The organism is Moritella dasanensis ArB 0140, assembly GCF_000276805.1.
Classification (GTDB): Bacteria; Pseudomonadota; Gammaproteobacteria; order Enterobacterales; family Moritellaceae; genus Moritella; species Moritella dasanensis.
The window spans coordinates 1-15,204 of record NZ_AKXQ01000044.1 but is presented as its reverse complement, the minus strand read 5'-3'; the positions used below and the strand labels follow the sequence as shown (position 1 = coordinate 15,204).

The following is a 15,204-nucleotide window of genomic DNA, read 5'->3' as shown; positions in this document are numbered from 1 at the left end:
TTCGATCCATTCTAGCGGCAGGTCTTTTTGAAAGGTAGAAAGTGATTCTGGATTAGCAAATGTATCCGTATCTAGTAGCCAATGTGCAAGCAAAAAAATACCCTCAATCTATACGAAAAAGGGTATTGTGAACCACTCAAAGGATCAGTCAACCGATCATATTTTTCTTAACTGATCGGCGTTATCCAAATAAGGAGGCTCATTTCAATTAACCGCGATGGTTAATGCATTATTATGCTTCAGTAGTTTCTTTTGCTTTAACTACTTTTTTTGGTGCAGTAGCAGGAACAGTATTTAGCTCTGCAATCATTGCAGTAAGTTGGTCAATTTTAGCTTCAACTTCACTGATTTTTGAACCTTGGTCACCAGTAAAACGGCTAGTGATGCTTTTCGTTTTAGCTTCAACTGAACCTAGCGTGATCTTTTTAGAAAAGATTGCAGACGTTTGCTCTTTCAGTTTTGGCTCTACTTGCGCGCCGCGCTCAACAAGAGATTCAAACAGTTGCGTTGCTTTATCTGATGATTTTGATGCTTCATCAACGATGGTGCCATAAACACCAAAACCAGCAGTGACAGATGTTTTTGCAGTGTCTTTAGCCACAGTTAAGATTGTTTTTGCTTGGTTAAGTAAGTTACTCATGATAATCACTCCTCGTTAAATAATTTGATGTAGGTTTTTTTCAACTGAGTTAATCATATTGGTTTTATTTAGAAATATAATTCCAGAGTCAAAAATAAATTATTTAAACATTATAAATACTGGCTTTGTTTTTCTAACCAAGCGTTAAACATACCTTCTGTAACACCTAACCCGATAATTGCCCCTGAGTGGAGATTGTTCAGCTCGGTGATGGCAATAGAAATGAACTTATCTTTTTCTTCAATCTGATTATTGTCGCAATAACGTTCCAATGTTAACTCAATATCATTGCCAGTTAGCTGCTCTCTGATAATGTCACCGAGCACTGCTTTTCTTTCTCGGCGATACTTAACGCGATATACATCAATGTGGCCTAGGGATGCTTTAACTATGGTGTATTTTTCACAAGAGCTTAAATAAGCCAAATTAAACACTTCGGCAGCTGGCTGAGTATCTCCGGTTTCATAAAAATAGAGCAGCGAGTTGATGTAGTCTTCTTTGGCTACATCGACAAAGCTCAGTGGGCACAGGTTCATTTTAATAAATGGAATATTACAGGTTAACCTAGCTGTTCTTTTGTTTACGTCCTCAAAAGCCTGTAAGTAAGACAGCTGTATAAGCAAAAAGAAACTCTGTTCAAAAGGGTCTGTAATTTGCTGCGCCTTACGTAATATCAGGACTAAGTATTCTTCTAATCTTTGCGGGTTATTTAATGGCGTGTATGCACTTTTGCTGATACCGACTTCAATTTGCCTTACTCGGCCGCAAGCATTGGCATTATTCAGTAGATCTTGTGCAAGTAGTTGGTGCAAGTTCCTAATGACAAATGGCGTTACTGATATTTCTTGCGCGTTTTCGACTAAAAATAAGATCGCTTCTTTGTGGTTTAAGATCATCACCGCTTCTTCATTTAAGCTGTCGTCTACTGTGACGCCTCGCTCTAATAATTTCTGCGTGTCGAGTAAAGAATAAGTATTCCCCTCGAGTCGACTGGAGTTATAAGACAAGTCGATCAATAACCGTTGCACTATATTTTTAGCATAAGTGCCAGCCGCTAATTCTTTGTCGAAACGGACACCGGCTTTACGCATTGATACGCGCATTTCATTATTAATATATTGGCTTTTATTTGGGATGTAGTTGTCGATTAAATCGCTGTTGTAAGCGGTTTTTTTCCGAGCAAATGAGGGCGTATCTAAAAGTTTAAGCTTCGCTTGGGATGCATTCGAAAATACGCTGTTTTGATTGTGTTTGTCAGTATTACTATATTCGCCGTGTTCCGTCTCTTCAGCAATCCCGTAGTCTGAACTTGATGATGCAGTGGTTATAGTCGTCGTTATGGTAAGAGCTGAATTTGCTAAGGCATATTTCTTTGCACTTCGGTTACCACTAGATTCAACTTTGCCTGCCTCGGTAAGTTCTTGCAGGCGTCTTTGCAGTGTTTTTGGGCTTACTGGTTTTAGCTGATATTTGCTAGAGAGTAATAGTGCGCTGATATTACCACGTGATAAGGGTGTGTCAGCGTCGATAAGTACTTCGAGGATGATGTCTTTAAGTTCAGCTACTTTTTGTTTATCAGTCATAAGAAATCATCTCTCGTTAAAGCGTATCATTTATTTGTTAAGGTCAAAAATGTCATGTTAAAGCCACATATGTCTAAATCACAAATAGCTAACTAAGGTCGACTTTAGTTATTAAGGTCACTTGTAGCCTATTAAGGTCAATAGTAGCCTGTTAAGGTCATTTTGTATAATTTTAGGATGTTAAGGCCAATTAAATAAATTGAAACAATTGGCGGAGGGGGATACCTAACTAGGTCAATAAAGGGGAGGGATTGTGGCCAGCCACCTAGCCACCAATTCAATACTGCTAGTTTATTTCAGAGATACTTCTCAATAGGCAATAATTGTAAAAATCCAGATTTAAAGCGTTCCCATTTGCTTGTCTCTGGGTCATGCTCCCAACTTTGTGTTGCTGAATGCCAACGCACATCGCCGTCATCTAAATCTAGACTCCAGCTGTTATCTTCATTCATCGCCTGCTCAATATCATTAGCCAGATTTATCGCGACAGCTTCATTTTTAATAATCAAAATAGATTCTGTGTTGAGATAGGTTGAGCGTAAGTTGTAGTTGAACGAACCGATGACCGCTATCTTCCTGTCAAACACCGCCGACTTAGCATGCAGACCGTAAGCCGCGATTGGTGCGCACTTGGTTAGGTCTTTCGTTGATGCTTCACACAGGCTCGCATCAGGCTTTAACTCAAACAATTGCATGCCGTTTTCAAGCATGTCTTCACGTCGCGCTGCGTAACCAGAATGATTAGCGACTAGGTCATTAGAGGCTTGAGAGTTGGTCAGCGCTTTTACCTGCACGCCTTTGCTGGTTAATGTGTGTAATTTGTCGAGCTGACCATCATCGAATATCAGATAGGCAGATTCTAAGAGCACTTCTTGCTCGGCGTTAACCGCTAATTCGCCGAGTGTTTTGGCTGTCAGTTTCGGTTTGTTGGTATCACTGCTATCAACAGGCACAGGCTGGTCATAAACAAAACGCGCTTGTACCCAAGACCAGTTATTCATTGCAGTATTTAACAGATGCTTGGCAGTCTGCTGGTCAGCTGGTAACGCAGGATAGTTTTTGTAGTAGGGCGTTGCAACGTCATCTAGCAGGGTGAATTCGACAGGTTCTACACTGTTTTTTTGTGAATCGTTTTGCTGAGACTTGTTTTGTAGAGAATTATTTTCTAGATCATCGCTTTGTAGATCGTCATTTGGTGCATTACCGTCTGTCAGCAAATTAACCGGATAAGACCATTGGCTGTTCCAGTATTGGCTAAAGCTGGTTTGAATATCGTTAACCACAGAGCCTGATACCAGTACATCGCGATCGCGGAAGTTTATGTCATCGGATAGGTCAAAGTATTCATCACCGATATTACGGCCACCGATAATAGACACAGCGCCGTCGACGGTAAATGATTTGTTGTGCATACGGCGGTTTAGGCGAGAAAAGTCACCCATAAAATTAAACCACTTGGTAAAGCCATTACGCGTTGGTATTGGATTGAATATGCGAATGTCTATTTGCGGGTGACCATCAAGTGTCGCCAGTAAAGCTTCTCGTTCGTTAAGGTTGATGTCATCAAGCATGACGCGTACTTTAACGCCGCGATCTGCAGCTGCCAACAGACGACTGGCTAGGTAGCTTCCTGATACGTCGCTGTTCCAAATGTAATATTGGATATCAATGCTGTGCTCTGCTGTTTCGATAAGTGCCAGGCGCTGCGCCAATGCATCCCAACCGCTATCCAATAGCAGGACACCGCTCATTGCAGCTTGCGTTTGATTTGGCAAAGCTTGTTCGGGTTCTAGCTCTATCTCTGGCTCAAGTTCAGCTTTATGGGTATTAACCAATGCCGATAATGTACTGACTGGCTGCGTGACCAAGGGCTCTGTAGGGTGTTCGATCTCTTCGGGTAATGACGCGCACCCTGTAAGCGTGACGATTAAAAATAGGGTGGCAGTGATCTGTTGCAGCACAGGCATTGGTAATACTTCCTTTAGTTATTTAGGTCACCATATCATTAGGGACTATTTTCTGCTTATTATTTTATATACAGTGGTATATGGGAGTCACAATATATAGGGATGCATGATGAATATTAGATTAACTTGTGCAGTTACAGTTACAGCGCTGGTACTTGCGGTGTTTTTATCTGGGTGTAGTGCTAAGACAGAAAGCATCGACGTCATTAACAGCATCGATGTTATTGACACGATCGATGTTATTAACACAACCGAAACGATTAACAGCTCGCAGCTGATTGGTGTAACGGGGTTTGACATCATGTTGAATAACGCGCCTGCAGTTGGTGTGGCGATTGGTATTGTACCTCGTGTTAATAACGAGCCGTCATCACAAAACTTTGTTGAAGTGAGTACGCTTAGAAGCTTGATTGCTGCAGATACCACGATAACCGCTAACGCCAACAACAATGCCAATATCTCGATATCCACTTATTGGCGTGACAAACGTTATGTGCAATCGACTGTGCACGATACCCACGTCACGTTACGCATTCTTGGCTTAGACAGGATGCGTAAATCCGGGTTTATTTCAGTGCAAGCAAGGCTGGTTAATCTTGAATCTGGCGAGTTTATTCGTGTCGAGCAACAGCAGGTCGCCATAACAGGGCAAGATTTTACGAACTTGGTCGGGCGTTAGCTCGCTGCCACGCTTACGCTTTACCCTGAGTCAGAGTTGTTAAGTGTCTTTGGGTTCTATATTTACTGCGGCATAATAAAATTATTTAAGGAAAAGGCATTCGCATGTTTTGGCAGTCTCTTTATTTCTCATTTTCTGTGACAGGCCCTATCTGCATATTATTGTTTTTGGGCTATTTTCTAAAACGAATCAAATTTTTTAACGATGCTTTTGTCGATATTGCATCGAAATTAGTTTTTAAAGTGACCCTACCGGCCTTGCTCTTTTTAAGCATTGTTAATTCCGATAAAACGGTCGAAATCAATGCCACTTATATTGCTTTCGGCCTTATGGCGAACATTGCTTTCTTTTTGTTTATCACCTTTGCCTGCAAGTTATGCATTAAAGATAAACAAAATCATGGGGTGATTATTCAAGGTGGATTCCGCTCAAACACGGCGATTATAGGACTTGCTTACGTGGCGAATGTCTATGGTGATTCAGGCGTTGCATTGGCGGCGGTCTATGTTGCGTTCACGACTGTGTTATATAATATTTTAGCCGTTATATGCTTAACCCCAACGCAGTCAAAATTCGGCTTAGCAGGGCTGAAAGATCTATTACGTTCGATTGCTAAAAACCCATTAATTATAGGTATTATGCTTGGCGTGCTGTGTTTAACGTTAAACATAAAGCTGCCCACTGTGCTGGTTAGTACGGGGCAGTATTTTGCCAATATGACGTTACCTTTAGCGTTATTATGCACAGGGGCAACACTTAATTTATCGGCGCTACGCAGTGACGGTAGCCATGCTTGGTTTGCGAGTTTCTTTAAGCTGCTGCTGGCGCCAATCTTGATCACGGGCAGTGCGTATTTGTGGGGGTTTAGTCAGCTTGAAGTCGGTTTGTTATTTTTTATGACCGCAGGCCCGAGCGCCTCAGCGAGTTATGTGATGGCGCGTTCAATGGGTGGCAATGCGGATCTTGCCGCTAATATCATCGCGACAACGACGGCTGGATCTATCATCACTTGCAGCTTAGGTATTTCGATCTTGCACAGTGTTCATTTTTTCCCATCGTAAGGGCATGATCTTAAATCCGCGTTGCGACAGGGCTGCCGCAACGCGATTCACATTAGATTATTTATATTAAAAAATCATGTGTGCACAAAGTGCGATGATAGGTAATGTAACCAATGTACGCAGAATGAAGATTGCCATTAATTCAACAATGTTCACTGGGATCTTGCTTGATAAGATCACCGAGCCCGTTTCTGACATGAAGATAAGTTGCGAGATAGACAATGCTGCAATCACAAACTTAGTGATGTCACTTTCAATCGTTGATGCGGCGATAATTGATGGTACATACATATCGGTAAAACCAACTAATACCGTTTCAGCTGCAGCTTGTGCTTCAGGTAGATTTAATAGCTCTAGCAGTGGCACAAACGGCACGCCTAACCAGGCGAATAACGGTGTTGTTTCGGCAATAACCAAGCCCATGGTACCCACCGCCATGATCACCGGTAATACCCCAAACATCATGTCTAATGAATTTTGTAAGCCTTCCACTACCGTCGATTTTACGCTGGTGACTTTACTCGCTCTTTCCAACGCTAATTGGTAACCATATTTAGCAGCTGACATTGATTCAGGGATCAGTTCGTTATCAAGATCAGGTTTACTGCCGTCAATATAAGTGTCTTTTTTATAGCTTAGCGGTGGCAGAAACTGAATAATCATTGCTGCGATAAAGCCAGACAAACAAATGGTTAAGTAGAAAGGTACGAAATAATTTTCTAAGCCAACCTGGGTTAATACCACTAACGAAAACGAAATACCGACAGGGGAAAACATGGTTGCGACAACCGCTGCTTCTCTCTTTGTATATTTTTTTTCTTCGTATTGTTTGCTGGTTAAAATCACACCCACGGTGCCGTCACCAAGCCATGATGAAATACAGTCAATAGCAGAACGACCTGGTAAGCGAAATACAGGGCGCATTACCTTGCTTAACATCGTGCCGAGAAACTCTAATAGGCCGAAGTTTAATAATAATGGCAGTAATAAACCAGCAAAGAAAAAGGTAACCAGCAGTGATGGCAGTAGGTCATGCAATACTAGTCCACCGGTATTAGCGCTCCAAATAAACTCTGGGCCAACCTGATACAGGGCGAATAAGGTGAATACAGCACCAAGTACACGGATCACAACCCAAACCGGGGTCAGCATAAATAATCGTGTTAACAATGCAGAGTTAACAATAAAGGCAGGTTTGATTGTGTTAGCAAATACAGAGACCAGTGCTGACAAACAAATAATGGCGGTAATGAGTGGATGAATTGCGTCACCTAATAACCCCTTTACGCCAGTCGCCATGAGCGCCAATGGAAAGGTAAAGTTACCATCAACGCTTAATGGCGCAAGAAAGAAAAATAACCCCATTAAAGACGGAATTAAAAACACTAATAAATTTTTTCTGGTATCACACATTAAATTCGCCTTGATTTTTTATTCATTAAAACTGAGTTTTTATTCTAGCTGGGCGATTTTACTTTTATATGACGCATAGTCAATATATAAATCTAGGTATACTTGAAAAGGCCATGTTATCCGTTGTTAAAGTTGGCTTTTACATTTTAAACGTCTTTGATTATTTTTTTTTGAAACTCAGGGGGAGTGCATATTCAAGGTACGTGCCTAATAAGAAAATGAGGTGCTTAAAGCAACGTTACATGTCCATAGCTAGCAAAGTTACAGCCCTAACAAAGCTTATATGAACAGAACCTGAACAAGGTTTAAATAATGTTACTACTGGTCATATATTTAGCTGTTTAGTGAACAAAATGGTGGGGTAAGTAAAGTAAAGTCAGTAAGTTAGAGGTTAAGGTAAAGTACAGTAAGAAAATTTATTTTTGTTTGATTCCACTACATATTTTAAATATATTGGCGCCCATTGACAGGGTAGCACTTGATTTAATATACGATTCCAAATCGTTTCTTGCTATTACAGTAACTGTCTTCTTAATCATCGACTTAACAATTAACGTAACGATTTATTTAATTATTATTTTAATTATCGCCTTAAAAAAATGGAATTGTTCATGAATAATATCAATAAAGCATTATCTCTTACACTGACTGCACTGGTATCTACAGCTGCTGTTGCAGACGATAAAAGTACCGACGAATTTTCTTTTGGTGGACGTGTTGAAGCACAAGGTTTCCTTACTGATAGCCATTATAGCGATGAATTTACAGGCCGTTTACATGGCCAAGGTAAATACCAACTAAATGACGCTATCACGGCGGTTGGTAAATTGGAGCTTGAATCAGAACTAACAAGCTTTTCATCTGATAAGTCATTTTCAGATTATACCCGTTATGCGTATGCGGGTGTTGAAACTGCTTACGGCGCGCTAACATACGGTACACAAGATAATGCGGTTACCTATCTAACAGACTTTACCGATATGGCTGAAGTGTATAGCGGTTATACCAACACCAATATTGCAGCGAGTGATGATAGAGCTAAAGATACGCTGCTTTATAGTGTGACCAAGGGTGATTTCAAATTTAATGCGTCAGCGAATTTTGACGATAATGAAAAGGGTGGCGGTGTAATGGTTGCTTATCAATTACGTCCCGACGTTGAATTGAGCGCAGGTTATGCTACAACAGAAGCGACTGAGTTCTTCTCTGACTCGTCAGAGGTATACATGCTTGGTGCGCGTTATACTAAAGACGGTTTCTTACTGTCTGGTTTAGTACAAAAAGGCACGGTATTCGATGATGACTTTAATGCTGTGGATGCATTTGCGTCTTATGGCTTTGGTGATAACACGGTTAGCCTTTCATATAACTATTTAAGTGCTGATGCACGGGAAAATCTAGATATTAACTTCCTTGCAGTTGAATATGGTCGTTATTTTGGTGGCGTCGCGTTATACACAGGTTATAAAGTCGCATTAGGCTCAGATACTTCAGCTGCGGTTGGTAAAAGTGCAGATGAGTTCATGCTAGGTGCACGTTACGAGTTCTAATTTTATCCCAAGATCAAAAAAGCCCCCAAGGAAGGAGGCTAATCACAATAAAGCGTATGATTATACTTTTGCTGGAGCTGCTTTTAATTCGCTGATCATTACAGTCAGTTGGTCAATTTTAGCTTCTACTTCATTCAATTTTGAGCCTTGAACACCAGTAAAACGACTTGTGATACTTTGCGCTTTGCTTTCAATTGAGTCTAATGTGATTTTTTTAGCAAAAAGACCAGACGTTTTTTCTTTTAGTTTCGGTTCAACTTGCGTACCGCGTTCAACTAAAGATTCAAAAAGTTGCGTTGCTTTATCTGATGATTTTGATGCGCCATCAAGGATAGTGCCATAAACGCCAAAACCAGCAGTGATAGATGTTTTTGCTGTATCTTGTGCGACAGTTAAGATAGTTTTTGCTTGGTCAAGTAAGTTACTCATGATAATCACTCCTAGTTTAATAATTTAGATTAAGGTTTGTTTCAACTGAGTTAATCATATTAGTTTTATTTAGAAATATAATTCCAGAGTACGAAATAAATTAATTATCTATCTATCTATCTATCTATCTATCTATCAACTACCACCACCAATAAGTAACAGCCAATCGCCAACAACTAACCATCGATGCCGTGTTTAGCAATAACATCAATCCCCATACGCCCACTCATCACCCTGTAACCCATCCCATGTACACCTATTGATTGTAATATTAGAAAATCATTTCGATAAATGTGGAAATAAGTTTGACAGTGCTTTTTAAGATCGGTATATTACAACTATTCCAGAAACATCGAAATGAAAGCGACGCGAAAGGCACTTATTATGATAAACATTACACAAGACATGGTCATGGACACGTTAGGTATGTTCGCATTCTTAGCTGTTGAACTAACAATTTTATTTTTAGTGATTAGTTACATTGTTGGGGTACTACAAGAGTATATTCCACCATCAAAAATCCAAAGTATTCTAAGCGGTAAAAACGGTAGAGGTTACATTGTTGCTGGTTTACTGGGTGCGATCACACCGTTCTGTTCATGCTCTACTATTCCTTTTCTTAAAGGCCTGTTAAGAGCAAAAGCGGGGTTTGGTACTATGATGGTGTTCTTGTTCGCAAGCCCACTGTTAAACCCAATCATTATTGGTTTGTTTGCCGTCACGTTCGGCCTTAAAGTCACTGTTTTCTACTTTGTGATAGCAATGGGTGTATCGGTTATCGCTGGTTACACATTAGAAAAACTAGGTTTTGAAAAATACGTGAGAGCGGAAGCGTACATGACGCCAGAAGCAAAAGGTTGTGCAACAGCCTGTGGTGGCAAAAAAGCGCCAGTGAACAAATGGATGCGTATTTGGAACACGACTTGGGTTGATTTCAAAAAAGTAGTCCCGTATTTAGTCGGTGGTATTGCACTTGGTTCAATGATTTATGGCTTTATGCCAACGGAATTTGTAGCAAGTGTGGCGAGTGCAGACAACCCATTCGCTATCCCAATTGCAGCGGTAATCGGTATTCCACTTTATATTAGAGCTGAAGCTGTTATTCCTCTCAGTGCCGCATTAGCAGCAAAAGGCATGGGACTCGGCGCGGTAATGGCATTGATTATTGGTAGTGCAGGTGCAAGTTTAACTGAAGTGATTTTACTTAAATCTATCTTCAAAAACCAAATGATTGCAGCGTTCTTATTTGTAATCTTGAGCATGGCAATTGGCGCAGGCTTCTTATACGAATTCATATTCTAGGTCTAAGTCTTTAAATCTGAGTATCTAAAAACGATAAAAGGCCACACAAAGTTGCACTGTAAATATTACTGTGTAATTATTTACAGTGCAACTTTGAAGTAAACCTTATGTATTTAAAAGGTTTTAATTTAAACCTTGCCCTTTGTGACACATCAACACGCCTTTACCGATCGCTGTGTAGCATGCTTCTTCGCGCTTGGTACTACCGATGAGAAGTTTAAGACCAACCTGCCTCCGAGATCCAAATTACTCCCTCTATATAGTTAGATGAAGATCACAAATAACAGACTAAAGACTTAAGTCTAAATATCTAATCGATATAAGACCATATAGAATATGGCTTTTAATTTATATTAAACGGAATTTACATGAAAATTAAATTAATAGCTTTATCAGTTATTTTAGCGCTGACAGGGTGTGATGATGATAACTCAAACGCTCAAGGATCTCAGGGGAGCTTATCTACATTTACATTTATAGATGAACCAGTTAAAGGTCTTTATTATGAATCAGGCACTAACGTTGGCTGTACAGATCAAGACGGTAAGTACAAGGTAAACAAAGACCAACCTGTTAGCTTCTCTATCGGGAAATGCGATGAGCTAAACCAAGTAATATCTGGTGACAGTAATAAGGTCGAAATCGGCTTTGTTGAGAAACCAAACTCACTCACTACACCTTATGACTTGAAAATAAATATTTCAACAAATGTGGCAGATGTAAATCCGATCGCGATTGCTTCAATATTGAAATCACTAAATACCAGTACTGATAATGTAAGATTAGATCTATCAGGTGTAAAATTAAACGAGAATGGTGTTGATACGCGGTTAGCACTTAAAGGTTTAATATCGGAGCCAGGTAAAGATATCTCAACGGTATTAAACCCTGGACTATTTACCCAATTACAAACAGTAAATAGCAATAGCAACAAAGACTTCAAAAATACAGCATTTGTAGACGAAGCGACTGTTAAAACTCAGCTATCTAAAACCATTAAAGATTATACTCAACCTGTCTCATTTACTGCGGGTGATGTAGCTGAGAGCTATATTGTTACTTCAAACAATGAAGTCTATTTTTTCAATCGTGATGAGGGTGATGATGGCAGTTTTTCAGCTCATGGTGTTGGAACAAAATATACACATAGCAATGGATTGGATTTCAGCACATGGGGCATACTAAGTCAGTCTTTTGGTAATAATGGAGATATAGGCCAACTTTATATCGCTCAAGGTACAGTAATAGAAAGATTGAGATCAGACAGTAATACTTGGTTGATTGACAAAAATACGAGCTCAATTGAGACTTGGCATAAAGGCGTTTCGGTCACCGACCTGTCTTTATTAACGGGTGATTACATTTCAAAACTTGGTAGTGAATACGGCTTTAAGTTTACTTTTAAGTTTGAAAATGATGAGTTTACTCTGACTCAAACTAATGAAGATAAAGATCCAAATGTCGACGTGCATTATACCGAATCACACGTGAGTGTCGCCGATATTGTATTAGGAAAAACGCATGTTAAATTTTCAAGTACACCGATTGAATACGTGATAATCCCTACATCATCAGATGGAATGAATATCGCTTTGTTAGCTAAAAGCACTTTTGCACAGAATTATCCAGATAATCCATATGCATTAGTCGACCGTCTAATCAAATTAAAATAGGTTGACGTAATTAGTCAATGGAGGCTCTCTGAAGCCTCCATTGAGACAGTTATATCTAATAACAGTTAGCTAGATTCTTTGGTAAGGTTCGCTAGCTATATCTGTATTATACCGACGCTACTATTTCAGGTAGGCATTTTCGGCTAATAATAACGGCTCTGACGTTGTCGTACACCCAGTTAAAGATAAAAGCATAAAGAGTAATGAAAACAGTCACCACAATATCCATCATAAAGGCATCTACAATGCTGATAGTTAAAATGTAAGCCATCACAGGTACGGTGAGTATCAATAGCCCCGCTTCAAAAATAATGACATGAAATAACCGCAGTTTTAGGGTTCTTTTGTCTTTATCCCCAGGGAAGAATAGATCGAATAGCCAATTAAATAAGAAATTCCATACCATGGCCATGCTGGCGATGACTATCATGGTTCCTGATAATGTTTGTGGATCATGATTGGTAAATATTATTAATCCTAAGATAGAAAGAGAGACCGCTAATACTTCAAATAGTAGGGCGTGAAAAATACGTTCTAGTGTCGACATCGTTATCTCTTTATCAGTTAAGTGTTATCAGTTAAGTGCATTTTACTTTTTAAATGTGCTTGGTAAGCATGGCGAGGATTATTGCATTGGTGTGATTGACTGCAAAGTTAACAACCATCACTAAGTGTGATAGCTTGAGTGATTAATGGTCATGTGGGTAGAAAGTTGATGTACAGTTTTGAGCAACTTAAAATATTTGTTTGTGTGTGCGAGAGTGGATCTTTTTCAGCTGCGGCTCGACAATTAAAGCGGGCACAATCAGGTGTGAGCCAATCCATCTCTAATCTCGAAATTGCGGTCAATCAAGTGCTCTTTTTACGAGATAAAAATACGCCGGTGTTAACCGATAATGGCAAAGCATTATTGCCTATTGCCCGCGCGATCCTGCATCAGCAACATTTTTTCGATCAAAAAATAGAAGCATTAACTAGCGGTGATGAACATGAATTGGTGATCGCCATTGATGAAAGTGCCGTTAATCCGTTTTTGCTCGATTTACTCAGTGAATGCGCAGGGCGATTTCCGTTAACGCATATTGAAATTTTATTAGACACTACGTTTAATGTTGAAGAGATGGTGCGAAGTGGCAGAGCACAAATAGGCATCATTTATTTTAATGGCGCACTGAAAAGTGATATGGACCATTATATTATCGGTCACCAAAAATTTATTACCATGGTTTCTCCCGACCATGCTTTGACGACGTTATCTCAAGTTAAAGAAGCTGATTTACAAGCGCATCGTCAAATCGTGTACCGCGGTGTGGAGTATAAAGAGTTGTGGTTTAGCTATGGTATCAGCACGCATGCTTGGTATACGAATACCCATCAAATGCTGTTGGAACTGGCGACTCGTGGTGTTGGCTGGGCGGTCGTACCCGAGAGTATGGCTACGCCTTATTTACTTGATAAAAGGCTGGTGGCATTGCCTGTTGTATTCGAGCCCAATGGTTGGATGACAGCTGTCGGATGCTTGGTATCAAGGCGGCAGAAGAGGGGGCCAGTGTTGGGGCATATCTTGTCAATGTTGCAGACTAAATATGATGTAAGGTAAACCGCGGCGATTTGTGCTTTGTTTGTGGTGACAATAAGTGTTTTTTTAGCTAGTTTTATAACGGGTATGAAATCTAGAACGCGTACAAAAGTGTCATGTTAGTTTCAGTGTCCGTGCTTTCTTTATTGTCGAGAGGCGCGTTGTTATAACGTACCACAACAGAAAATTTCATTGCTAAGGCATCGATAATGGTTGCTGTTATTGACGTTTCAGACCGCCCTTCGAATATTTCACCATACTCGGCAACAAACATCTGCTGGAACTTAGAACTGGTTGATATTCTCGTTTCATAATTCATGACGCCGTGAGCTACCCATGTCTTTTCTGTATCATAACCGGCTTCAGCTGCACTCTCGTCGTCTAAACGTTTAAACTTATAACCTGGACCGACTTCGATATTAAGTTGGTTTTTATCATTATTAATAAATTTATGCCCGTAACCAGACGCAATCGTTGAGTCAGATGCAAAACCCGTGAAAGGATCGACTTCATGCTCTGATGCCACAAATATATAGTTGATATTCGATAACTGATAGTTGCCCTGTAAACGGCCAAGATAACGTTTACCGGTGACTTGACCTGCATCTTTTTTGTATAACGCTTCAAACAGATACTGGTTTTCCCAGTTACCTAATTCGTGGTTGATGTCTAAACGGGCTTTGACCGACGTCGTTTCTGTATTACCTGTGGTGATCGTTGCCCCTAATTCGGCATCACCACCAAAGGTATTTTTATCCTCGGAGACATCGGTATCGACTTGGGCTAAACAAGGAGTGGTGATTAAAAAAGGTGCTGCCATTAAAAGAGCAGACGCTACGCGCATTGTTTTCATTACTGGACTCTCAATATTTAATCTATTGCCGGCTTAATGAGTATATTCATAATCGACTAATGTGCCCAATGATCGCCGCTGTCATGCGTATTAATACCTGATTTACTGATTTCTTAACCAACAAGCACATCGGCGTCGATATAAATTAATTATATTGCGTCGTTTGTGAATAGGCCTATTTGGCGTTAACTAAGCTAATTTCGTGGTCAATAAACGCATTTGTGCATTGAAATTAATTTCTTTGTCGGAATATAATGTCGCTTGAGATAAACGTTTTACATCGCTACGTTCGATTTAATTAAAAACTTGATAGACGATTCTAATGCAATAGATTAAATTAATGATGGAAATAATATTGCTATTAATATTATACATTTAAATGGATTTATCATGAAAACTTTTGCTAAATTAGCTGTTGTTGCTTTCACTTTTACTATTCTTTCTGGTTGTACTGGTACTACTTACAACGCAGATA

General features: G+C 39.8%; 13 protein-coding genes. 6 read left to right on the top strand and 7 right to left on the bottom strand.

What is annotated here, in order from left to right; translation table 11 throughout:
• Positions 1-232: 232 nt before the first annotated feature.
• From A923_RS0121485 to A923_RS0121475, 3 genes are all read right to left on the bottom strand, one after another.
• Positions 233-640: a hypothetical protein gene (locus A923_RS0121485; protein ID WP_017223746.1), complete on the bottom strand. Its 408-nt coding sequence runs from the start codon at positions 638-640 to the stop codon at positions 233-235.
• A gap of 110 nt (positions 641-750) precedes the next feature.
• A complete protein-coding gene (locus tag A923_RS0121480; protein ID WP_017223745.1) occupies positions 751-2,223 on the bottom strand; it encodes a Fic family protein in 1,473 nt (490 codons plus the stop codon).
• A gap of 296 nt (positions 2,224-2,519) precedes the next feature.
• The gene (locus A923_RS0121475; protein WP_017223744.1) at positions 2,520-4,190 is read right to left on the bottom strand and encodes a phospholipase D family protein; all 1,671 of its coding nucleotides are present in this window, start codon (positions 4,188-4,190) and stop codon (positions 2,520-2,522) included.
• Positions 4,191-4,299: 109 nt separating this feature from the next.
• Here A923_RS0121475 and A923_RS0121470 point away from each other — a divergent pair, with 109 nt between their 5' ends.
• Positions 4,300-4,869, top strand: a complete 570-nt coding sequence (locus A923_RS0121470; RefSeq protein WP_017223743.1) for a hypothetical protein — start codon at positions 4,300-4,302, stop codon at positions 4,867-4,869.
• A gap of 104 nt (positions 4,870-4,973) precedes the next feature.
• Positions 4,974-5,930: an AEC family transporter gene (locus tag A923_RS0121465; RefSeq protein WP_017223742.1), complete on the top strand. Its 957-nt coding sequence runs from the start codon at positions 4,974-4,976 to the stop codon at positions 5,928-5,930.
• Positions 5,931-5,996: 66 nt separating this feature from the next.
• Here A923_RS0121465 and A923_RS0121460 read toward each other — a convergent pair whose 3' ends face one another.
• Positions 5,997-7,343 (bottom strand): YjiH family protein, encoded by a 1,347-nt coding sequence (locus A923_RS0121460; protein ID WP_017223741.1) that lies wholly within the window; start codon positions 7,341-7,343, stop codon positions 5,997-5,999.
• 611 nt (positions 7,344-7,954) lie between these two features.
• Between A923_RS0121460 and A923_RS0121455 the strand changes: the two genes are divergently transcribed.
• Positions 7,955-8,893, top strand: coding sequence for a porin (locus A923_RS0121455; protein WP_017223740.1), 939 nt, complete (start codon positions 7,955-7,957; stop codon positions 8,891-8,893).
• Between the two features lie 60 nt (positions 8,894-8,953).
• Here the strand turns inward: A923_RS0121455 and A923_RS0121450 are convergent, their stop codons facing one another.
• A complete protein-coding gene (locus A923_RS0121450) occupies positions 8,954-9,322 on the bottom strand; it encodes a hypothetical protein (RefSeq protein WP_017223739.1) in 369 nt (122 codons plus the stop codon).
• A 384-nt stretch (positions 9,323-9,706) separates the two neighbouring features.
• Here A923_RS0121450 and A923_RS0121445 point away from each other — a divergent pair, with 384 nt between their 5' ends.
• Positions 9,707-10,624, top strand: coding sequence for a permease (locus A923_RS0121445; protein WP_017223738.1), 918 nt, complete (start codon positions 9,707-9,709; stop codon positions 10,622-10,624).
• A 368-nt stretch (positions 10,625-10,992) separates the two neighbouring features.
• Positions 10,993-12,297, top strand: a complete 1,305-nt coding sequence (locus tag A923_RS0121440; RefSeq protein ID WP_017223737.1) for a hypothetical protein — start codon at positions 10,993-10,995, stop codon at positions 12,295-12,297.
• Positions 12,298-12,403: 106 nt separating this feature from the next.
• Here A923_RS0121440 and A923_RS0121435 read toward each other — a convergent pair whose 3' ends face one another.
• Positions 12,404-12,844: a PACE efflux transporter gene (locus A923_RS0121435; RefSeq protein ID WP_017223736.1), complete on the bottom strand. Its 441-nt coding sequence runs from the start codon at positions 12,842-12,844 to the stop codon at positions 12,404-12,406.
• Positions 12,845-13,012: 168 nt separating this feature from the next.
• Here A923_RS0121435 and A923_RS0121430 point away from each other — a divergent pair, with 168 nt between their 5' ends.
• A complete protein-coding gene (locus A923_RS0121430; protein WP_017223735.1) occupies positions 13,013-13,897 on the top strand; it encodes a LysR family transcriptional regulator in 885 nt (294 codons plus the stop codon).
• Positions 13,898-13,970: 73 nt separating this feature from the next.
• Here A923_RS0121430 and A923_RS0121425 read toward each other — a convergent pair whose 3' ends face one another.
• A complete protein-coding gene (locus A923_RS0121425) occupies positions 13,971-14,729 on the bottom strand; it encodes a DUF481 domain-containing protein (RefSeq protein WP_026006408.1) in 759 nt (252 codons plus the stop codon).
• Positions 14,730-15,204: the final 475 nt, after the last annotated feature.